We start from the raw sequence: 21,012 nt of genomic DNA, 5'->3' as shown, positions 1-21,012 counted from the left end.
ACCAACATCATGACTGAATCAAATTCTGTAGCCGCTAACCGCTCTGCTTCCTGGCTTACTGCTGTCAGAGCGGCCATTGTCTTCGTCTTGCTATGTGGAGGGTTATACCCCCTTCTGGTCACGACTGCTGGCAAGGTGATGTTTCCGCATCAAGCCTTTGGCAGCATGATTATTGTTGACGATATCGCAGTAGGATCCGAATTGGTTGGACAACCATTCACAGCCCCGGAATACTTTCACGGTCGGCCCTCCGCAGCAAACTACGATCCATTTTCCGTCGGGGGCTCGAACTACGCAGCCAGCAATCCCGACTTGCGGAGCCGCATCGCCGAGGATTCTGACAGCATTGCGCAAAGGGAAGGTGTTGCCCCTGACTCAATTCCTGTAGATTTGCTCGCAGCCTCAGGTTCAGGCATAGATCCTCACATCTCACCGGAATCAGCCATTGTGCAGGCTGAGCGTGTCGCAAAAGCCCGGGACATTCCCGTTTCCCGGGTAAACGAGCTGATTGCAAGATACACTGAAGGTCCCACACTGGGTATTTTCGGCCAGCGTCGAGTCAATGTTCTAAGGATTAACCTGGCACTGGATGGAAAGGAGTCTTTTGATTGAATAACGGCGACTATCATCGCCCCAACCCCGACGCGCTCCTGAAGACTCAGGAGCGTGAATCGGCCGGGGGGCTAAAAGTCTTTCTGGGAGCCGCCCCCGGTGTCGGCAAAACCTATCAGATGCTTCAGGCCGCCCATGAGCTGAAGCGGCAAGGTGTCGATGTTGTAGTCGGTATAGCCGAAACCCATGGGAGGGCCGACACTCTGGCCCTGTGCGAAGGACTTGAGCAGATTCCGTCAAAAGAGATCGAATACGCTGGCAATCGGTTTCGGGAATTCGATCTCGATGCCGCCCTGGCACGACAACCAGACGTGCTGCTGCTGGATGAACTGGCTCATCGGAATATCCCGGGAACCCGTCACCCGAGACGTTACCAGGACATAGAAGAACTGCTGGATCAGGGCATTACCGTCTGGACGGCGATAAACATCCAACACCTGGAAAGTCTATCGGATGTGGTTGCCAGTATCACGGGGGTGCGGATGCGAGAAACCGTTCCTGACTCCCTCTTGGAGCGCGCCCGGGACATTGTATTGGTGGATCTCGCTCCCTCGGAACTCCTGGAGCGCTTAAAACAAGGGAAGGTCTATGTCCCCGAGCAGGCCCGGGCCGCGATGGATGGATATTTCTCGCCATCCAACCTGGCGGCCCTGCGAGAGCTCGCGGTTCAGGCCATTGCCGAGCGATTGGATTCCGATGTGCGGGATACAATGCACTCCCGAGGGATCGAAGGCCCCTGGCACATTCGAGCCAGGATGCTGGTTGCGGTGGACGGATCGGGTCAGGGTGAAGCCCTGGTGCGCGCAGCTCGGCGGCTCGCCGAACGACGTAAGGCGCCCTGGACGGTGGTCACCGTGGACAATGGCCGGGCGGGCTCGGACGAGCGGCAACGACTGGAAAAAACGTTTGATCTTGCTTCCCGATTGGGTGCTGAGGTCAAAACCCTTCGAGGGCACAACGTGGCCGAAGAGATCCTGGCGTTTGCCCGGGACCAGAACGTTACCACGCTGATTCTCGGGCGCTCCCACAATCGCTGGTGGCACTTTAAAAAGTCCACCAGCCGCGCACTTCTGCAACAGGCGGAAGCCTTTGAAGTCACCTTTATTCCAGTACCCAGAAAGCAGCGCCGTCGGTTGATTGCATTGTCCGGCCAGCCATTCCAATGGAAAGACTATGCGTGGGCCGTGGCCAGTGTTGGCTTTGCCACAGTGATATCCATGGGACTTGAAAACATACTGCCACTGGGCAACCTTTCACTCATCTTTCTGACCTCTGTACTCTGGGTGGCGGCTCGCACCGGTATCCGGCCCGCACTGTTCACGGCGATATTGAGTTTTCTGACCTACAACTTCTTCTTTACAGATCCCCGGCTGACCTTCCAGATGACCGATACTGATGAACTTCTGACTGTCGTGTTCTTCCTGGTTATTGCTGTCACCGGTGGAAACCTTGCCGGCCGATTGCGAGACCAGGTTCAAATGTTGCGTGCCTCAAACGACCTCACCGACGACCAACTGGAGTTTACCCGTCGCCTCGCATCCGCACCTGATATTACATCGGTTCAGACAGAAGCTGTCGAGGCTCTATATGGGCAATTGAAACGACCATTGGTGATCGCGCAGCGGAGCCCAGAGAACGAGGCGATTGAAGTCGTGACCCTGGGCGGACCCTCTCATCCGTTAAACGATTCAGATCGATCCGCCATTGACTGGGCCATCAAAAACGCCAAACCCAGTGGGGCTTTTTCTGACACGTTGAACAGCCTTCCATGGCGCTTTGAACCCATCGAAGCCGACGGCGACGTATATGGCGTGCTCGGTCTGCGGGTAGACGACATGAGCCCGGAGTATTATCGCGGCCTGGCCATCAGCGTTTACGTGCATCAGCTAGGCCTGGCGTGGTTTCGTACCCGCCTGGCCGCGAACCTGTCCGAATCAAGGGTAGCCGAAGAAACCGAGCGGCTACGCTCTGCCCTGCTTTCTTCCATCTCCCATGACCTGCGCACACCGCTCTCATCCATGATTGGTTCCGCCAGCACCCTGAAATCCATGTTCCACAGACTGTCGGATGAGGATCGCGAAAGCCTTCTGGATACTGTACTCGGCGAAGGCGAACGTCTGGACCGCTACATCCGGAACCTGCTGGATATGACCAAACTGGGCCACGGTACGCTGAAGATTGAACGGGACTGGATCGCCCTGACCGACATTCTTTCCTCAGCGCTGAGGCGGACCCGGAACCTGATGTCGAAAGTCCGTGTTGAGCGAGAGGTAGAAGAGGATCTGCCGTTGCTTTTTGTGCACCCGGCTCTTATTGAGCAGGCGCTGGTCAATGTTCTGGAAAACGCCGCCAAGTTCGCACCGGATGGTTCAACTCTGAACATCCGGGCCCGCCGGGAGAATGATGAATTGATCATCGCCATTTCGGACGAAGGACCGGGCATTCCGGAGGATCAACGCGATCAGGTATTCGATATGTTCTTCACAGGAGGGGAGGGCGACCGGGGCCCTCACGGAAGTGGACTTGGTCTGGCCATTTGCCATGGCATGGTCGCTGCCCATGGCGGTCGCATTCAGGCTTTGGCCGGCCCGAATGGTCGGGGCGCCACCATCGAGATGGCATTACCCCTGCTAGAATCCCCTGGACAAGAGACCCATCAGGAAGCCAGTGAATGACAGTGCCAGCACAAAACCGGGAAAAACCCTGCGTTCTGATTATCGACGACGAACCGCAAATTCGGCATTTTCTGCGCATCAGCCTGAAAACCGAAGGCTACGAGCTACTCGAAGCGGAGAATGGTGAAACCGGATTGGGGCTATGTGCACGACATTCACCGGAGCTTGTGATTCTGGATCTGGGGCTGCCGGACATGGACGGTTCGGAAGTATTGGCTGGTCTGAGAGAATGGTCGTCCGCGCCGGTCATCATTCTGTCGGTCCGCGACAGGGAACTGGAAAAAGTGAAGGCTCTGGACCTGGGTGCCAATGATTACGTCACCAAGCCCTTTGGCGTCGATGAGTTGCTGGCCCGGGTTCGAACCCAGCTGCGCAGCCAGCAGCAACAAAATGCGTCCACTCCGGAAGCCCCGGTCGTGTTTGACGACGGCACCTTGTACATCGATCTTTCCCTTCGAAAAATCGTGGTAAACGACACCCCCATCAAACTCACCCCAAAAGAATTTGCCGTTTTAAAAGCTATAATGCTGGCAGACGGGAAAATCGTGACCCAATCGCAGCTATTAAAAGATATCTGGGGTCCGACGCACACCAAAGACACACACTACCTGCGCATTCTTATTGGAAGATTGAGACAAAAGCTGGGCGACGACCCAACCGAGCAACATTACATTCAGACGGAGCCCAGCGTCGGCTACCGGTTTACAGGAAACGATGACAAAGCGGGCAACTGACGCATTCAGTATCATCACTGACGACTCAACTCGTCTGTTCAACCCGCAGCCGCCCTGCTAAGATCGCTGCCGACTCTTACCACCCTGAATTCTGACTCAAACGGACCACCACAGAATGGACTTTTACCAAGCCCTGTTTCTTGGCCTACTCCAGGGACTGACCGAATTCCTGCCCATCTCCAGCTCCGCCCACCTGATCCTGACGCCCGCGTTTTTTGGCTGGGAAGACCAGGGCGTGGGTTTTGACCTGTCGGTGCACGTGGGCACGCTGCTGGCGGTGGTGCTCTACTTCCGGAGGGATGTGTTCGGCATCGCCAAAGACGGCCTGATTTCCATGGGCCAGCGCAGGCTCGTTGGACAGGGCGCGCTGGCGCTGTACCTGGTCATCGGCACCATCCCGGCGGGCCTGGCGGGGCTGGCGCTGCTGGACATGATCGACAACGAGCTGCGCGGCGCCGGGGTTATTCTCGTGACCACTCTGGTGTTCGGCCTTCTTCTGGGTGTTGCCGACTGGCTGCCCCGGCGCGAACGCACCCTGGATTCCCTCAGCTGGAAAGATGCCCTGATCGTCGGCCTCGCCCAGGCCATGGCCCTGGTGCCCGGCACGTCCCGCTCCGGCGTGACCATCACCGCCGGCCTGTTTCTGGGGATGAGCCGGGAAACCGCCTCCCGCTTCTCATTTCTACTGGCGATTCCGATTATTGTGCTAGCTGCAGCGGTAAAGTTGCTGGAAGTGGCCACTTCCGATGTGATAGTGGACTGGGGTGGCTTCCTGATCGGCGGTGCAACCTCCTTCATCATGGCCATCACCGCCATCCACTTCTTCCTCAAGTGGCTCAACAAGGTTGGTATGTGGCCATACGTGATTTACCGGATTCTGCTGGCCATCGTGATTTACGCGATGCTGATAGACTGAGTTCCCTAACCTGCTGATAACACGGGGAGAGCATTCATGCTGAGGTTTTACAAAATAGAGAACGGCCTGATCAAGGACCTGCCTGTCCCCGAAGGTGAGGAAAGAGCTTACCTCAAGCAGGCCGACTGGATTGATGCCTGCGAACCCACCGAGGATGAGCGACAGATATTGCAGAGTCTGGTGAAAAGCGACATCCCCGAGTTTGATGACGTTGAGGAAATCGAGGCCTCCGCCCGTTGCTTTGTCGACCACGCGGGCATTCACGTGCACTCGCTGTTTCTGAACCTGTCAGAAGGGCGTCATAGCACGGTCTCGGTGGCCTTCATCCTGCAGAAAAACTGCCTGATCACCATTCGCGAGACAGAGTTGGCTGATTTCCGGCTTCTGCGCATGCGGGCTCGCCGTGGACAGGTTGAAGCGCTCACGGTCTCGGAAATGCTGGTTACCATTCTGGAACAGAAAGTGGAAAACCACGCCGATGGCCTGGAAGACCTGCACCGGCAACTGGAAGATGTTAGTTATCTGGTTCTGGAAGATGAAGAAGCGGAACTGGATGATGCCATTGGCCAGCTGGCCAAGCTCGAGGATAGCAACGGGAAAACCCGTCTGTGCCTGATGGACACCCAGCGCAATCTGTCATTCCTGCTGCGCCACCTGCGACAGGAAGGCGATATCCGCGAAACACTGCGGGAAATCAACCGGGACATCGAAACCCTGATGTCGCACACCACCTTTCTGTTCGACAAGATCAACTTCCTGATGGACTCTACCCAGGGTTTCATTAATATCGAACAGAACCAGATCATCAAGATCTTTTCCATTGCTGCAGTCGTATTTCTGCCGCCCACCCTGATTGCCAGCATCTATGGCATGAACTTTCGGCATATGCCGGAACTAAACTGGCCCTGGGGTTACCCCATGGCACTGGGGCTGATGGTCCTGGCCGCGTTCGCGCCCTACTGGTATTTCAAACGCAAAGGCTGGTTATAAGCTGCAACTTCCGAACTGATCGGGTTCACATAAACAGGATTTTTAACCCGATCAGTACGATGACCACTCCGCCAACAAACTCTGCTTTGCCCTCCAGGAAGGCGCCGCTTTTGTTGCCAACAAAAACCCCGGCCATACTGAACAGCAAAGTCGTCACCCCGATAATCAAGCAGGCCAGCAACGGCGCCACGTCCAGCAGGGTCAGGGCAAACCCGGCAGCCATGGCATCAATACTGGTCGCAATGGCCAACATCAGCATCACTCGGTGGGTGATAATGGAGATATCATCCTCCACCCCTTCAGAGAAGGCTTCGTAGATCATTTTACTGCCAATCAGCGCCAGCAAAATGAACGCAATCCAGGGCGCATAGGCCTCCACCCAGCCCAGAACCCCTTTACCGCCCAGGTAACCAAGGAGCGGCATCAAGCCCTGAAACAGTCCGAAATACACCCCTGCCATAACCGCAAGAGAAGCCACTTTTCTCTGGTGCTTCGATCCCAACCCGATAGAAACGGCAAACGCATCCATACTCAGCGCTACTGCAAGAATCAACACTTCAAGCACGGTCTTCAAACTCCCTGATCAAGGTTTAATAATGGTCAACAAGCTTCCAGAGGCGCATAGGCCAGCACCAGCCACTTGGCGCCCTCATCGAAGTTCACCTGAACCCGGGTATGATGCCCGGTGCCCTCGCAGTTCATCACGATGCCCTCACCGAACTTCGGATGCCGAACCCGCTGGCCCAGACTGAAGCCGGACTGCTCGGCGGAATCCTGGCTGAACAGGCTGTCGTTAGGGCGGCCCACCATGGCCGGGCGGGTAACAGTATTGCGCAAGCGCACTTCCTGAATGCAGTCGCTCGGGATTTCCCGCACAAAGCGTGACACCGCGTGGAACTTCTCCTGCCCGTACAAGCGGCGGGATTCCGCGTAAGTGAGCACCAACTGCTTCATGGCCCGGGTAATGCCCACATAGGCCAGACGGCGTTCTTCCTCCATGCGGCCGGGTTCTTCCAGCGACATGCCATGGGGGAACAACCCTTCCTCTATACCGGCCAGGAAGACCAGCGGAAACTCCAGGCCCTTGGCCGAGTGCAGGGTCATCAGCTGCACGCTGTCCTCATGGTCCTCGGCCTGGGATTCGCCGGCATCCAAAGCCGCCTGGGCGATGAACTCCGCCAACGGGTCCACGCCCTCTTCCACCTCGAAATCCGACAGCGCATTCACCAGTTCTTCCAGGTTCTCCACCCGGGCCTGGCCTTTCTCGCCTTTTTCACTGGCGTGATAATCCTTCAGGCCACTGGACTCGATGGCCTGTTTCATCAATCCCTGGAGTGAGGCGTGCTCGACCATTTCAGACAGGGTGTTGATGATCTCCATGAACTTCTGCAGGCCGGTCTTCGCCCGGCCTTTTACCTGCCCGGCCGCCAGCATGCGCTCGGCCGCTTCCCACAGGGAAATGCCCTGTTCGGTAGCATAGGCACGCAATTCGGCCAGGCTCTTGGCGCCGATGCCACGGGTAGGAACGTTCACTACCCGCTCGAAAGCGGCATCGTCGCGGTGATACTGCACCAGGCGCAGGTACGCCAAAGCATTGCGGATTTCCTGGCGGTCGTAGAAGCGAAGCCCACCATAGACCCGGTAGGGAATGCCCTGGCGCATCAGAGATTCTTCCAGCACCCGGGACTGGGCATTGGAGCGGTAGAGAATGGCGCTTTCGCTGCGCAGATTGCCGTCCTGCACCCAGGCCGAAATGGTGTCAGCGATGTAGTTGGCTTCGTCCTGTTCATTGAAAGCCGCGTACAGATTGATGGGGTCGCCCTGGGGCCCATCGGTCCACAATTCCTTGCCCAACCGGCCGGTGTTGTTGGCGATCACCGCGTTAGCAGCTTTCAGGATGGTCTGGGTGGAACGGTAATTCTGCTCCAGACGCACCAGCCGGGCGTTGGGGAAATCCCGTTGGTACTGCTGGATGTTTTCCACCTTGGCACCCCGCCAGCCGTAGATGGACTGGTCGTCGTCGCCGACGATGGTGGACGGCACGCGGTTGCCGGCCAGTATCTGCAACCAGGCGTATTGGATGGTGTTGGTGTCCTGGAACTCGTCCACCAGGATGTGCTGGAAGCGCTGCTGGTAATGGGCCAACAGTTCTGGCTTGTGCAGCCAGAGCTCGTGGGAACGCAGCAGCAGTTCACCAAAATCCACCAGACCGCCCTGCTGGCAGAGCTTTTCGTACTGGCGGTAGATTTTCAGCATGGTGCTGGTGAAATGGTCGCCCGGATTTTCCTGGATGTGATCCGCCCGCAGGCCTTCGTCTTTCTGGGCGCTGATGAACCACTGGGCCTGCTTGGGCGGCCACTGGCTCTCGTCAATCTGGTTTTCCCGCATCACCCGCTTGATCAGCCGCAACTGGTCGTCGCTGTCCAGCACCTGAAAGTTCTCCGGCAGCCCGGCGTCTTTCCAGTGCGCCCGCAACAGCCGGTGGGCAATGCCGTGGAAGGTACCGATCCACAGCCCCCGGGTGGGAATATTCATCATCTGCTCCACCCGGTAGCGCATTTCCTTCGCTGCCTTGTTGGTGAAAGTCACCGCCAGGATGGACGTGGGCGGCACCTTGTCCACACCCATCAACCACGCCATGCGGTGCACCAGTACGCGGGTTTTGCCACTGCCAGCGCCGGCCAATACCAGCAGGTGATCGTTCTGGGCGGTCACGGCCTCGCGCTGGGCGTCGTTCAGGGGATCGATGATGTGGGAAACGTCCATAAAAATCCGTTCGCTACTGGTTAAATAAACAGGTGGGAAGTATAACAGCTGAAAAGCGGGATTTCTTTGGGCGGGGTTAGTCACTCGAAACTCGGCTCTCGAGTTCAGAGTATACGCACAGGGGCCGGTACTCCTCTCCAGGACACGCTACGAGCACATCCTTGTGCGCTTGACTGTGGCCATCCTTGGCCACAGACAGTCCTGGAGAGGAGTACCGGCCCCTGCGCTATCTCACTTTGGGCGAAGGCTTTTTAAAAGCCTCTGGGCACGGTCTGCGGCTCCACGAATTCAAACAGCCCTTCCAGACCACCTTCACGGCCAATGCCGGAGGCTTTCATGCCACCGAACGGCGCTTCCGGCGTGGGACCGGTGCCGGTGTTCCAGCCAACGTGGCCGAACCGCAGGCCGGCAGCGACTCGCTGGGCACGCTCAGCGTCGGAGGTAAACACATAAGAAGCCAGGCCGAATTCGGTGTCGTTACCGGCTTCGATCACTTCCTCTTCGGTGCGGAACAGGGCCATGGGCACCAGCGGGCCGAAGGTTTCTTCCTGGTAGCAGGCCATCTCGCGATTCACGCCCAACACAACGGTGGGCGGGAAGAACAGGCCATTGCCCAACTCGCTCGGCTGCTTGCCGGCCACCAGTTTGCCGCCTTTTTCCAGGGCATCTTCCAGATGGCGTTTGACCTTGTCGAAACCGGGCTGGTTCACCAGCGGGCCGATGTCGGTGTCTTCCTTCATGCCGTCGCCCACGGTCATTTTGTTGACTCGCTCGGCCAGCTTCTCGCCGAAGGCATCTGCCACTTTCTCGTGCACGAAGATGCGGTTGGCGCACACGCAGGTCTGGCCGCCGCCACGGAATTTGTTGGCAATCAGGTTGTCTGCAGCCGCATCCAGGTCGGCGTCGTCGAAGACGATGTAGGGCGCGTTGCCACCCAGCTCCAGCGACAGCTTTTTCACCTGCTCGGCGGTATCGAGAATCAGGCGGCGGCCCACTTCCGTGGAACCGGTGAAGCTGAGCATGGGCACGTCTTTGTGTTCACACAGCACCTTGCCGATCATGCTGGCCTTGCCCATCACCAGGTTGACCATGCCGTCCGGCAGGTCGAGTTTGTCCATGATGCTGAAGAAGGCAATCATGGTCAGCGGGGTTTCGCTGGCCGGTTTGATCACCGACGGGCAACCGGCCGCCAGGGCGCCGGAGAGTTTCTTGGCGATCATGCCGATGGGGAAGTTCCAGGGCACAATCAGGCCGGCTACGCCAATCGGGCGATAGTGAACCGTCCAGGTGCAATCCTTTGGTTTTTCCGGGATGGTGTGGGAGTCCAGTGCCTGCACGTGCTTGGCTGCGTAATCAAAGAAGCCAGCGGCGTACTCGACTTCGCCCTGTCCTTCTTTCCAGGGTTTGCCGTGTTCCATGCACAGGATGCGGCCGATTTCCTCACGGTTTTCCTTCAGCGCATCGCGGATGTCTTCCAGCCACTTTCGGCGGGTTTCGATGGAGTACGGGCTGGTCAGCCGAAGTGCCGATTTGCCTGCCTCAACCGCATCCAGAATGTCCTGCTCAGGCATGGAAGCGACTTTGGCAATCACTTCGTCCGTAGCCGGGTTGAATACATCGAAGGTGTTGCCGTCGGCGCTGTCTGTCCAGCGACCGCCGATGTAACCAGTGAGTTTTTCCAGCAGGGGTGACTCGATCATCTCGGCTCCTGTTCCATTATGGTGCGCGCGGGCGCGGCACCGGTTGCGTCAGTGAATAATGTCTTTCATAGTGGATCCTGAGTGCCGGCCTGTAAAGTCACTCTCGTTTTTTTGACCGGGCCAAGACACTGCCTATACTCGAATAGTCCCAAATCAACACGTTACCGGTAATTTTCCGGGGAGAGACTGCATGAAAGCGTATTTCCACCCGCATCAGGATTTGCATGTTCCGAAGACGTATTTCACCCGTGGCCAGATGCGCGAGCCACAAGAGGTGCCTGCGCGCACGGAGCTGATGCTGGAGGGGCTCAAAAGCATGGGCATTTCCGTGCTGCAGCCGGCGGACCAGGGCTCAGCACCGATTTCGAAGGTGCACGACCTGGGCTACCTGCGCTTTCTGGAGTCGGCCCACCGGCGCTGGATGGAGATGGGCGACTGGGGCGATGAAGTGATTTCGAACATCTGGGTACGTTCGCCCAACGCCCTGAAAGGCATTCTGGCCGAAGCCGGCCGTTATCAGGCCGACGGCAGTTGCCCGATTGGTGAAGGAACCTGGAAGGCCGCCTACTGGTCGGCGCAGACCGCTCTGGGAGCCGCCGATGCGCTGATGGCCGGTGAGCGCAACGCCTATGCGGTCTGCCGCCCGCCGGGTCACCATGCTCGCAAGGATGCTGCCGGCGGGTTCTGTTATCTGAACAACGCCGCCATTGCCGCCGAGCACATGAAGAGCCGGTTCCCGCGTACGGTGATTCTGGACACCGACATGCACCACGGCCAGGGCATTCAGGAGATTTTCTACGACCGCAGCGATGTGCTGTATATCTCAATCCACGGCGATCCCACCAACTTCTACCCGGTGGTCAGTGGTTACGAGGAAGAGCGTGGCGAAGGGGAAGGTTACGGCTACAACATCAACATGCCGATGCCCCACGGCTCCAGCGAGGAAGACTTCTTCACCAAACTGGATGAAGCGCTGGCCGCGATCCGTTTGTATCAGCCGGACGCCATCATCCTGACCCTCGGGTTCGACATCTACAAAAACGACCCGCAGGCCAAGGTATCGGTGTCTTCCGAGGGCTTCTGCCGGTTAAGTACCCACGTGCGTCAGCTGGGGCTGCCAACGCTGGTGATTCAGGAAGGCGGTTACGATCTGGAAGCCCTGACCACCAACGTGAACGAGTTCTTCAAGGGCATTGAAAGCTAAACCGGATCAGGCCGGGGCATAGACTTTCACGTTGTCATGCCCCTCGGCTTTCAGGTGGCCGGCATGCATACGGCTCATGGTGCCGCGGTCACAGTACAGCAGGTAGTGCCGGTTCTTCGGCAACCCTTCGATCTGCTGGTTCAGCTCATAGAACGGAATCTTCAACACGTCATTGTTGGTCAGGGTCAGCGGATCGCGCTCTTCCTCCGAGGGGTGGCGCACATCGATGATCACGTCATCCACCGCCGGCGTTTGCACCAGTTCCACTTCTTCCGGTGTCACGGTGCTGTCCAGCAGCTTCGCGATCGGCGTTTCTTCCCGGTTTTCAATGGCGCTGGCCAGGGCCTGCGGGTCCATGGCCGCCTCGTCGCCCTCCACCTTGTGCAGTTTGGCTCGGGTGGCCGGGCGCTGTGAAATCACGCCGCAGTACTCGGGCATGTTCCGGGCGAAGGATTCGGTGCCAATGTCGTGGGCTATGCGGATAATTTCCTGCTTATCCATGGCAATCAGCGGGCGCAGCACCACCCGCTCGCAGGCGCGATCCACCACGTTCAGGTTCTGCAGGGTCTGGCTGGACACCTGGGCCACGGCATCGCCCATCACCAGGCCCGACACATTCAGGGTTTCGGCAATTTCGGTGGCGGCTTTCAGCATCTGGCGCTTGAGCACCACGCCCCAATGGCGGTTATTCACTGAGCGCATGATCTCCGCCACCACCCCTTCGAACGGTACGGAAATGAATTTCACGCTGTGGCTGGCACCGTAACGCTCCCACAGGTAATGGGCCACCTGGCGCACCCCAACCTCGTGGGCGGTGCCCCCGAGATTGAAAAACAGGTAGTGGTTGCGCAGGCCCCGGCGCATCATCAGGTAGGCCGCCACGGAGGAGTCGTAACCGCCGGAGATCAGCGTCATCACCGTATCCACCGAGCCCACCGGGTAGCCGCCCATGCCCTCATGCCGGCGGGTGGCCACGTGGAAGCTGTCGTTCTTCACTTCCACCCGCACTTCCACCTGCGGTGATTTCAAGTCCACTCCGGCGGTGTCGTAGGCTTTCAGCAAGGCCGCGCCCACGGTACGTTCCAGATCAATGGAACGAAAATCGTGTTTACCAATGCGCCGGCCCCGAACCGCCAGGGTTTTGCCTGCAAGCCGGCCTTTGAAAGCCACCACCGTTTTTTCCGCCACGTCGTCCAGTGACTGCAGCGGATAAACCTCGATTTCCTGAATGGTGGAAATACCGGGAATGCGCAACAATTCGTCTATCACCGGCGAATACAGGCCACGGCCGGCGGGCACTTCAATATCCACCCGGTCCCAACTGCCCTCCACGCGGATGTCTTCATCCACCCGGCGCAGCAGTTTACGAATGTTCTGGCGCAGCTGACGCATCTGCTGCTGGCGAACGGGTTTACTTTTGATGGCCACTTCAGCGGCGGGACGAATAAGCAGTTTCATAGATCGGAGCTTTGTCGGATGGCGTATTAAAGATAAAGCCTTTAGTCTACCTTATTTGCAGGATTGCCTTAAAATCGGGCATTGCCGAAACATCAGGAGTTTCACCGTTACATGACTGAACCCAAAATCAACGCTCTGGTTTCCCCCGAAGGTTCACTGGAGATCCTTTCCGCCCACGAGGTAAACCGGCTCAAGGACAGAAGCGAAGGCGGTCTGTACCGCCTGTTTCGCCAATGCGCCCTGGCGGTACTGAACACCGGCGTGGAATCCGATGACTGCAAATCGCTGATGGAAGCCCATGCCGATTTTGACGTGCGCCTGGTGCCGCAGCCCCGGGGCCTGAAACTGGAGCTGATCAACGCGCCCGGCCATGCCTTTGTCGATGGCGAACTACTAAGAGCCATGCGCGAGCACCTGTTCTCGGTACTGCGAGACATCGTGTACACCCACTCCATTCCGCAGACCATTGCCGGTTTCCGGGGCGACAACCCGGAAGACATCACCAATCTGGTGTTCCACATTCTGCGAAATGCCCGGGTGCTTGAACCCGGCCGCCAGCCAGACATGGTGGTGTGCTGGGGCGGCCATTCCATTGGCCAGGAGGAATACCAGTACAGCAAGGAAGTGGGCCATCAACTGGGCCTGCGTAACCTGAGCATTATCACCGGCTGCGGGCCCGGCGCCATGAAAGGCCCGATGAAAGGGGCCACCATTGGCCACGCCAAGCAGCGGGTCAGAAACGGCCGCTACGTGGGTATTACCGAACCGGCCATCATCGGCGCCGAAGCCCCCAACCCAATCGTCAACGAACTGGTGATCATGCCGGATATCGAGAAACGTCTGGAGGCGTTCGTGCGTTGTGGCCACGGGGTGATTGTGTTCCCGGGCGGCGTGGGTACCGCCGAGGAAATTCTCTACCTGCTGGGCATCCTGCTACACCCGGACAACGCCGACCTGCCGTTCCCGGTGGTGTTTACCGGCACCCGGGAAAACGCCGAATATTTCGACATGATCGACAAATTCATCCGCAACGCGCTGGGTGATGAAGCGGCGAAAAAGTACCAGATCATCATCGACGATCCGGTGAAAGTGGCACAGGTGATGCGCACTGGCATCAAGGACGTGGAAACCTTCCGCCGCGCCATGCAGGACGCCTATTACTTCAACTGGATGCTGAAAATCGATCCGGTGTTCCAGATGCCGTTCGAGCCCAATCACGAGAAAATGCTGGCACTGCAGCTGCATCGGGATCAGCCGGTGCACATGATTGCCGCGAATCTGCGCAAGGCATTCAGTGGTATTGTCGCGGGTAACGTGAAAGAGAGTGGTATCAAACAGGTGCAGGAGAAGGGGCCGTTCGAGATTGCCGGCGACCCGACCCTGATCAAACCACTGGAAGCGATGCTGGAGCAGTTCGTGGCACAGAACCGGATGAAGCTACCCGGCTCGTCTGCCTACCGGCCGAGCTACCGGATTGTCAGCAGCGCGGCCTGAGCCGCACTGCTGTAACAGGCTGAAGGTTACTTACCGCCAGCCGGCAGGCTGGCGTAGTAGGCCGCCAGGTTGGCAATATCTTCGTCTGACAGGTTTTTCGCCTGCGGAATCATCAGAGCGGACTGACCACCAGAACGCTTGCCATCGCGGTAGGCTTTCATGGAATCAGCCAGATACTTTTCTTTCTGGCCAGCCAGGTTCGGGTAGATCGGCACCTGGGAGATACCGTTCTGACCGTGGCAAGCCACGCACACGCCGGAAATCGCCTTGCCGGCTTCGGCGTCTGCCGCCATGGAAGCCGCCGGAGCCATTGCACCCAGTGCGAACAGGCCAGCTACTGCATAAGTTTTGATGCTCATAGGGGTCACCCTCTCTTTTTCATTTTCTTTTAAGTACAGACTGGCCCAAAGCCAGACGGTATATGTAAGTTTCACTTATAGCACAGCAACTCAATGGCTCAAATGCGATTTATCAAGTACACCCGTGCGACTATAGTCCCGTTTTACTCCCGAAAGATGTAAAAGACAGTACGGATAAACCACAGCAAACCATTCTGGAGACAGCGACATGACCGTAGATGTTCAGGAACTGCCTTGCCGGGAAGGGCACATCGGCGTGCTGACCCTCAACTCCCCGAAAACCCTGAACGCCCTGTCCGAAGATATGGTCAGGCAGATCCAGGAGGCACTGGACAGTTGGGCAGACGACGAGCGCATCTGCCTGGTGGTTCTGCAGGGCAGTGGCGAGCGAGCCTTCTGTGCCGGCGGCAATATACGCGCTCTGTACGACGGCATGACCGGCGAGGGCGACACCGACGCGCCTGGTCGCTTCTTCACCCACGAATACCGGCTCGACTACACCCTGCACCGCTTCCCGAAACCGGTTGTGGCACTGGCCCACGGTGTCATCATGGGTGGCGGCATGGGCCTGCTGGCAGCCTGTCGCTACCGACTAGTAACACCGGATGTCACTTTGGCCATGCCGGAGATCACCATTGGCCTGTTCCCGGACGCCGGCTCCAGCTGGTTTCTCAACCGGCTACCCGGGCGCCTCGGCCTGTTCATGGGCCTGACCGGCGCCCGCCTGAACGTGAGCGATGCCATGCGCGTGGGGTTTGCCGACCTGATTATCGAGCACCAGCAAAGGGAAGGCATTTTGCCGCTCCTGCAGGAACAAAGCTGGTCCGGCGAGCCGGTACACGATGACATCCAGCTGTTCCGCCTGCTGAGTGAACAGGAAGCGGTGGATTACCGCAGCCTGCCTGAAGGGCATCTCGAACAGCACGAACAAACCATCGCCAAGCTGGCCACCGGTAGCGACTTACCAGCCATTGTCGACCGGCTGCTGGCCCATAAAAGTGATGACGCCTGGTGGCAGACTTGCATCGAAAACCTGGCCAACGGCTGCCCGGTCACTCCCTGGCTGGTCTGGCATCAGTTGGGCAAGGGACAGCAGATGTCACTGAAAGACATGTTCCGGATGGAGCTGGCCATTGCCATGGAATGTACCCGCCGGCCAGACCTGGCCGAGGGCATCCGCGCCCTGCTCGTGGACAAGGACAAAAACCCGCACTGGTCTTATCCGTCGGTGGCCGACGTCCCCCAGGAAGTGATCGAACAACATTTCCAACCAGTCTGGGATGATTCCAACGATCCCATGGGTCTAAGTTAAACAGCGCTGAGTGAAACAGGGCTAAGTTAAACTGGCCGGCCGTTTTTACCGAAGTCCGCCAGATAAGCCTGAACCAGCTGCCGCAAATCGGCTTCACCGGCTTTCTGTCCCTGGCAGAATCCCTGCAGACGCAGGGACTGCCAATCCCAGCCCTGCAGCACCGCCTTGCACCAGACATCCGCTTCGTCCCTGCCAGCCAGCCAGCCCATAAAGCTTTTCGAAGCAGACAAGCGGATGAGTACGGGCAAAGCCAGCTCAAAGCCCCGAAAACCATGGGCAAAACTGTGCAAATCCCGCCAGTCGTCCCCGGACAGCAGTTGAGTGGCCGGCAAATCCCGACCAATCTCCATTAACAGTTCCGCGGAAACTGCCTGCCAATGCCGTGGCAACAGCACCTGCCAGTGCCCGGAGAAACGGGCCGCCAGACTGTTGGCGAGCTCGATGCCAGCCCGAGACACCCCTTCCAGCATCTGTACCGGGAACTCACCGGTAGAGGCTTCCTGCTGAAGCCCCAGGCGTACCACCTGCAAACCAGAATGGCGCCAGAAACGAAGCAAACCCGGCTCACCACCAAAACTGGTGCCCAGATAATCCAGACCTTCCTGCTGGCAATAACGCCGGGCTGCCTCAACCAGACGCCTGCCCACGCCCTGCCCCCGGCTTTGGGCCAATACAGCAACCCGCACGATACGCAACCCGCACTGGCTGGCCGCCTCGGCAAAACCTCCGTGAGAGGCCAGAGATTGCGCCAGCAAATGTCCTCGCAGACGGCGCTTGCCCAGCATCACCTGCTGCGCCAACGCTTCCGGCAAGCCACCTTCTACCGTTGCCCAGAGCACGCCAACAATCCGCCCCCCGCAGCGGGCTAGCCAGCTTTGTGCGTTCGGATCATCCAGCCACTGGCGTAAATCCGAAGGCCTGGTGCGATAGTGGGCGTTTACCAACAAACCAAATGCTTCGGCCAATTCTGCCTCGTTGGCGTCGGCGGGCCGCCAGCTTTCAATTGTTACCCCTTCGGCCGACAACCTGTCCGCTGCTGGCGTCTCACCGGCATTCAACAAAAACAGCCGGAAAATCAACGCCTCCAGCGGGTCCTCCCGGGCCCAGCGAATCGGCTGGCTGAGTGTAACCTGCTGCCAATGGGGCGTTTCCCGATCCAGCACCTCCCGAAAACGTAAAGTAAAGCCCCGGCCGGTACCCTCGTAGCCATGCACCGTGCTGGCAAACGCCACCCGGGGCCAACCCAAAAGCACTTCGCGCAACCAATAGGCGGGAATGGCGGCTGCCTCATCCACCATGACCACTTCCGCCGCCGGCCGCCCGGCCAACAGCTCATCCACCGGCCAAAAACTCAAACAATGGCCATCGACAGTACGCAGCCAAAGCTCCCCCTCTTCGGCCAGCTCATCCCCCAGCCGCTGCCGGGCGTGCTCAAACAGCGTACGCACATTCTCGAATGCGGGAGCGGTCACCACCACCTGCTCCCGCCCCGCCAGCAACAACTCAGCCGCTGCCATGCCCAACGCCGCCGACTTACCCCGGCCCCGATCTGCCGTCACCACCAACGGCCTGCGCCGACGGCCCTGACCAAAACGAACCAGCTGCGCTACCAGCACCCGCTGCTCCGGCGTGGCACCGACACAAAAAACCTCACCCTCTTGCGGCTCAGGCAACGCTGGCAACTCGGTATGTGCAGCCTTCTTTTGATCTTCCACACGCGTTGCAGATACCCGAATAACGCCCGAAGCCTCCGCAAGAACCCGCGCCTGACGCGCCGCAAACCCATGCCATGGTGCCTGCTCCAGCCCCATACGCTGATAATCCGGGTCCGCAAACTCCCCCCAACGCGCCAGCGGCGGCATCAACCAGAACACCAGCCCGCCGGCTCTCAACGTACCCGCCAACGCCGCAAACCCATCCGGCGAGTTCCCCCGCCAGCCATCCCACACCAGCACATCCAGCTCCTGCCCCAGCCAGCGTTTGTACTGCTTCGCGGCAATCGCCGGCAAACCAGCTCTGGCAGCATCGTCACTGGCCCCGACCCACAATCCGCAGGCGGTCTGCAGTCCCTCGAGCTGATCAGTTACCCATTCCAGGCAACACGACGGTTCGCCCTCCACGAGCACAAGGCGACGCTGGCCGAGACGGGCTATTTGCTCAATGAAATGCTGCCAATTCAGGTTTGGGAAAGCTGGCATAAGGACTCATTAACTCCGAGAGAAGCGTTGGGCCGGGTAGGCCTTCAAAAAATTTGCGGAGCCATGGATGGCGGAGCATAAGCGCCACATGGATGTGCCGAAGGAGCGCTTTTTTGAAGGCCTACCCGGCCCAATGCGGGAATAAATGCACCCCACTATTAGGTTAGTCAGGCCAGAAGCAACGCCGATGCAAAGCCGATGTCTAATACGTCAGCCAAATGACCGGTAAACTTCAGACAATTATGAGCCACGCCTACTCCCACTGCCAGCAGCCAAGTACAATACCGCCATGCCTAGCCAACCCCAAGCACCAGACACCGACTTCCTGCCGGACTACCTAACCGACGAGCAGCGCGACATCATCACCGCCGGCTACGAACACTCGGTGATCACCGCCGTCGCCGGCAGCGGCAAAACCTCCACCCTGGCCTGGCGCATCCGCTACCTGCTGGCCCAGGGCCACGACCCGGACCGCATGCTGGTCCTCATGTTCAACCGCAGCGCCCGGGTCGATTTCGAGCGCAAGTTACAATCCGTGTGTCACCAGTCAGGCCTGGCGATCCCCGAGATCCGCACCTACCACGCCATGGGCCTGCGCCTGTACAAGCGCTTCGTGCGCGAAGGCTACCTGCCGGGGTTCTCCGAGAAAATCCTCACCGAACAGGAAATCAGCTACCAGGCCTGGCTGCTGACCCGACGCCTGGCCCCGGAAGACCTGGCCGACGAGATCCGCCGCAACAAGAAAGAATTCGTGGAAACCGCCACCGGCTTCATCGACCGAGTGAAAACCACCCTGTCCCCGGCCGAAATTGTCTTCGAAGAGCTGGGCTACTCCGACAAACACAAATACCTGGTGGACCTGTTCCACAGCTTCGAGCAATGGCGAAAACGCCAGGGCCGCATCAGCTACGCCGACATGCTCTACGAACCGGTGATGGCCATCCACCAGAACCCGCCGTTGCAGCGACTGGTGGGCAACAAGATGGATCTGATCCTGGTGGACGAATACCAGGACACCAACGAAATCCAGCACCTGCTGTTGCGCTACGTGGCCGGCGACCGGGCCCGGGTGACCGTGGTGGGCGACCCCGACCAGACCATCTACGAATTCCGGGGCGCCAAGCCTGAGTTCATCCTGCGCCGCTTCATCGACGAATTCGAAAGCCCGCTGGAACAGACCCTGAGCTACACCTTCCGTTACGGCCACCGGGTGGCGCTGCTGGCCAACCACCTGATCCACCACAACACCGGCCGCAAGGACGTACTCTGTCATTCCCACCCGACCACGCCGGGTACGGAAACCAGCCTGCATCGCAGCGACAACGACGGCGAAACCGTGCTGAACATTCTGCTCAAACAAACCGCCGAACAGAACAGCCAGAGCGCCATCCTGTTCCGGGTCTGGAGCCAGAGCGTGCCCATTGAGCTGAAGTTGCTGGCCCGCCAGATTCCCTACCGCATCGACGCCGGCAAGGGCGCCCTGTTCAGTCGCGAGGTGCAGGCCATTACCGCGCTGTTGAGGATCGTGACCGGACAAACCCGACAATTACCGGACCTGGACCGCCTGGAACTGGCCCGCCAGATTCTGCGCTTTCCCCACGTGGGCCTGAAAGAGCCGGAACTGGAAAACCTCGCCCAGTTCCTCGCCAGCTTCGACGGCGACTGGCACGAGCGCCTGCTGGCCATGGATTTCGACGCCCTGGCACCCATGGCCGCCCGCAAGCTACGCAAACTCGGCGAAGTGCTGGGCCAGTTGCGCAGCTACAAGGGCCCGGTGGCCGGCCTGATCAGCGTGTATGCCGAGCACACCGACCTGTACGAGGGCATCCGCAGCCTGGCGCTGACCCACGATGCCGCCGAGGAGCGCATCGACACAGTTCAAGGGTTCCGGGATTATCTGAAAAGCCTGGACGTGGACGCCGCTGGCGCCCTTGATCATCTGCACACCCTGAAACAGCAGGCCGGCGAGAAGCGCGACCAAGGCGTGCTGCTGTCCACCATCCATCGCACCAAGGGGCTGGAATGGCCAGTGGTGATCATTCCCGGCCTGCAGGAAAAATACCTGCCCTACAGCCCGCGCGCCACGGAAAACACCCAGGCCATCCTGGAAAGCGAACGGCGCCTGCTGTACGTGGGCATGACCCGGGCAAAGCACGCCCTGCATCTTATTACCCGCCCCGAAAGTACCCGCCCGCACCTGGACGGTGAGCAGGGCCCAAGCCGGTTCGTGCCGGAAATCTGTTACGAGCTGAGCCAGGAGCTGGGCAGTACACTGGATCAGCGGGCACCGGAAAACCAGCAGCCGCTGACCTTGAAAGTACCGCTTACCCCCGTCAGCCAGCGCTACGCCGAGCGCGAGGGCGTAACCCTTAAAGGCAGCCAGCAACCGGCAACAGACCAGCACAAGCCGGTATGGCAGCACAATCGGGTGCAACACGCGGTATTCGGCGCCGGTGAGGTACAAAGCGAAGACCAGACCTCCTTCGAGGTAAAATTCGACAAGGGCGACACCCTGAATTTCAGCAAAAAAAGCGCCCATTTATACTTTTCCCTGCCGGGTGATCCAGCAACCTCCTGATCTCCGTACAATCCCC

Annotated in this window: 15 protein-coding genes; 9 read left to right on the top strand and 6 right to left on the bottom strand. The window is 58.9% G+C overall.

All coding sequences use genetic code 11. The annotated features are described in order from the left end of the window. Positions 1 to 9 precede the first annotated feature (9 nt). From kdpC to corA, 5 genes are all read left to right on the top strand, one after another. The gene (gene kdpC / locus BMZ63_RS02155; RefSeq protein WP_091701063.1) at positions 10 to 612 is read left to right on the top strand and encodes a potassium-transporting ATPase subunit KdpC; all 603 of its coding nucleotides are present in this window, start codon (positions 10 to 12) and stop codon (positions 610 to 612) included. Continuing rightward, a complete protein-coding gene (locus BMZ63_RS02150) occupies positions 609 to 3,287 on the top strand; it encodes a sensor histidine kinase (protein WP_091701060.1) in 2,679 nt (892 codons plus the stop codon). The genes kdpC and BMZ63_RS02150 overlap by 4 nt, the downstream gene beginning before the upstream one ends. After that, entirely contained in the window at positions 3,284 to 4,021 is a 738-nt protein-coding gene (locus tag BMZ63_RS02145; RefSeq protein ID WP_091701057.1) for a response regulator, read from the top strand. Before BMZ63_RS02150 ends, BMZ63_RS02145 begins: the two co-directional genes overlap by 4 nt. Positions 4,022 to 4,136: 115 nt before the next feature. Further along, positions 4,137 to 4,937, top strand: a complete 801-nt coding sequence (locus tag BMZ63_RS02140; protein ID WP_091701054.1) for an undecaprenyl-diphosphate phosphatase — start codon at positions 4,137 to 4,139, stop codon at positions 4,935 to 4,937. Positions 4,938 to 4,973: 36 nt separating this feature from the next. Then, positions 4,974 to 5,927 carry a magnesium/cobalt transporter CorA gene (gene corA / locus BMZ63_RS02135; protein ID WP_091701051.1) on the top strand — a complete coding sequence of 318 codons (954 nt, stop codon included), beginning with the start codon at positions 4,974 to 4,976 and terminating at the stop codon, positions 5,925 to 5,927. A 25-nt stretch (positions 5,928 to 5,952) separates the two neighbouring features. Here the strand turns inward: corA and BMZ63_RS02130 are convergent, their stop codons facing one another. From BMZ63_RS02130 to BMZ63_RS02120, 3 genes are all read right to left on the bottom strand, one after another. Then, a complete protein-coding gene (locus BMZ63_RS02130) occupies positions 5,953 to 6,492 on the bottom strand; it encodes a manganese efflux pump MntP (RefSeq protein WP_091701803.1) in 540 nt (179 codons plus the stop codon). Between the two features lie 35 nt (positions 6,493 to 6,527). Next, positions 6,528 to 8,693, bottom strand: a complete 2,166-nt coding sequence (uvrD, locus tag BMZ63_RS02125) for a DNA helicase II (RefSeq protein ID WP_091701048.1) — start codon at positions 8,691 to 8,693, stop codon at positions 6,528 to 6,530. A 251-nt stretch (positions 8,694 to 8,944) separates the two neighbouring features. After that, positions 8,945 to 10,393, bottom strand: coding sequence for an NAD-dependent succinate-semialdehyde dehydrogenase (locus BMZ63_RS02120; protein ID WP_091701045.1), 1,449 nt, complete (start codon positions 10,391 to 10,393; stop codon positions 8,945 to 8,947). 190 nt (positions 10,394 to 10,583) lie between these two features. Here BMZ63_RS02120 and BMZ63_RS02115 point away from each other — a divergent pair, with 190 nt between their 5' ends. Beyond that, positions 10,584 to 11,597 (top strand): histone deacetylase family protein, encoded by a 1,014-nt coding sequence (locus BMZ63_RS02115; protein ID WP_091701043.1) that lies wholly within the window; start codon positions 10,584 to 10,586, stop codon positions 11,595 to 11,597. Positions 11,598 to 11,603: 6 nt separating this feature from the next. Here the strand turns inward: BMZ63_RS02115 and thiI are convergent, their stop codons facing one another. Next, positions 11,604 to 13,055 carry a tRNA uracil 4-sulfurtransferase ThiI gene (gene thiI, locus BMZ63_RS02110; RefSeq protein WP_091701040.1) on the bottom strand — a complete coding sequence of 484 codons (1,452 nt, stop codon included), beginning with the start codon at positions 13,053 to 13,055 and terminating at the stop codon, positions 11,604 to 11,606. Positions 13,056 to 13,166: 111 nt separating this feature from the next. Between thiI and ppnN the strand changes: the two genes are divergently transcribed. Continuing rightward, positions 13,167 to 14,549, top strand: a complete 1,383-nt coding sequence (gene ppnN, locus BMZ63_RS02105; RefSeq protein WP_091701037.1) for a nucleotide 5'-monophosphate nucleosidase PpnN — start codon at positions 13,167 to 13,169, stop codon at positions 14,547 to 14,549. 26 nt (positions 14,550 to 14,575) lie between these two features. Here ppnN and BMZ63_RS02100 read toward each other — a convergent pair whose 3' ends face one another. Next, positions 14,576 to 14,908 (bottom strand): c-type cytochrome, encoded by a 333-nt coding sequence (locus BMZ63_RS02100; protein WP_091701034.1) that lies wholly within the window; start codon positions 14,906 to 14,908, stop codon positions 14,576 to 14,578. A gap of 208 nt (positions 14,909 to 15,116) precedes the next feature. On the opposite strand from BMZ63_RS02100, the gene BMZ63_RS02095 reads away from it, so the two are divergent. Next, entirely contained in the window at positions 15,117 to 16,220 is a 1,104-nt protein-coding gene (locus tag BMZ63_RS02095) for an enoyl-CoA hydratase/isomerase family protein (RefSeq protein ID WP_091701031.1), read from the top strand. A gap of 26 nt (positions 16,221 to 16,246) precedes the next feature. Here BMZ63_RS02095 and BMZ63_RS02090 read toward each other — a convergent pair whose 3' ends face one another. Next, positions 16,247 to 18,418: a tRNA(Met) cytidine acetyltransferase TmcA gene (locus BMZ63_RS02090; RefSeq protein ID WP_091701028.1), complete on the bottom strand. Its 2,172-nt coding sequence runs from the start codon at positions 18,416 to 18,418 to the stop codon at positions 16,247 to 16,249. Between the two features lie 289 nt (positions 18,419 to 18,707). Between BMZ63_RS02090 and BMZ63_RS02085 the strand changes: the two genes are divergently transcribed. Next, positions 18,708 to 20,996 carry an ATP-dependent helicase gene (locus BMZ63_RS02085; RefSeq protein ID WP_091701023.1) on the top strand — a complete coding sequence of 763 codons (2,289 nt, stop codon included), beginning with the start codon at positions 18,708 to 18,710 and terminating at the stop codon, positions 20,994 to 20,996. Positions 20,997 to 21,012: the final 16 nt, after the last annotated feature.

This window comes from Marinobacter persicus (assembly GCF_900114155.1).
Classification (GTDB): Bacteria; Pseudomonadota; Gammaproteobacteria; order Pseudomonadales; family Oleiphilaceae; genus Marinobacter; species Marinobacter persicus.
Note: the sequence above shows the minus strand (reverse complement) of the source record. Positions and strands in the feature narration are given on the sequence as shown.

Bases quoted from the DNA above. Each gene is read 5' to 3' on its own strand.
- BMZ63_RS02145 (WP_091701057.1), top strand. From the start codon at position 3,284: ATGACAGTGCCAGCACAAAACCGGGAAAAACCCTGCGTTCTGATTATC.
- thiI (WP_091701040.1), bottom strand. From the start codon at position 13,055: ATGAAACTGCTTATTCGTCCCGCCGCTGAAGTGGCCATCAAAAGTAAA.
- uvrD (WP_091701048.1), bottom strand. From the start codon at position 8,693: ATGGACGTTTCCCACATCATCGATCCCCTGAACGACGCCCAGCGCGAG.
- kdpC (WP_091701063.1), top strand. From the start codon at position 10: ATGACTGAATCAAATTCTGTAGCCGCTAACCGCTCTGCTTCCTGGCTT.
- corA (WP_091701051.1), top strand. From the start codon at position 4,974: ATGCTGAGGTTTTACAAAATAGAGAACGGCCTGATCAAGGACCTGCCT.
- BMZ63_RS02090 (WP_091701028.1), bottom strand. From the start codon at position 18,418: ATGCCAGCTTTCCCAAACCTGAATTGGCAGCATTTCATTGAGCAAATA.
- BMZ63_RS02115 (WP_091701043.1), top strand. From the start codon at position 10,584: ATGAAAGCGTATTTCCACCCGCATCAGGATTTGCATGTTCCGAAGACG.
- BMZ63_RS02120 (WP_091701045.1), bottom strand. From the start codon at position 10,393: ATGATCGAGTCACCCCTGCTGGAAAAACTCACTGGTTACATCGGCGGT.
- BMZ63_RS02100 (WP_091701034.1), bottom strand. From the start codon at position 14,908: ATGAGCATCAAAACTTATGCAGTAGCTGGCCTGTTCGCACTGGGTGCA.
- BMZ63_RS02095 (WP_091701031.1), top strand. From the start codon at position 15,117: ATGACCGTAGATGTTCAGGAACTGCCTTGCCGGGAAGGGCACATCGGC.
- ppnN (WP_091701037.1), top strand. From the start codon at position 13,167: ATGACTGAACCCAAAATCAACGCTCTGGTTTCCCCCGAAGGTTCACTG.
- BMZ63_RS02140 (WP_091701054.1), top strand. From the start codon at position 4,137: ATGGACTTTTACCAAGCCCTGTTTCTTGGCCTACTCCAGGGACTGACC.
- BMZ63_RS02085 (WP_091701023.1), top strand. From the start codon at position 18,708: ATGCCTAGCCAACCCCAAGCACCAGACACCGACTTCCTGCCGGACTAC.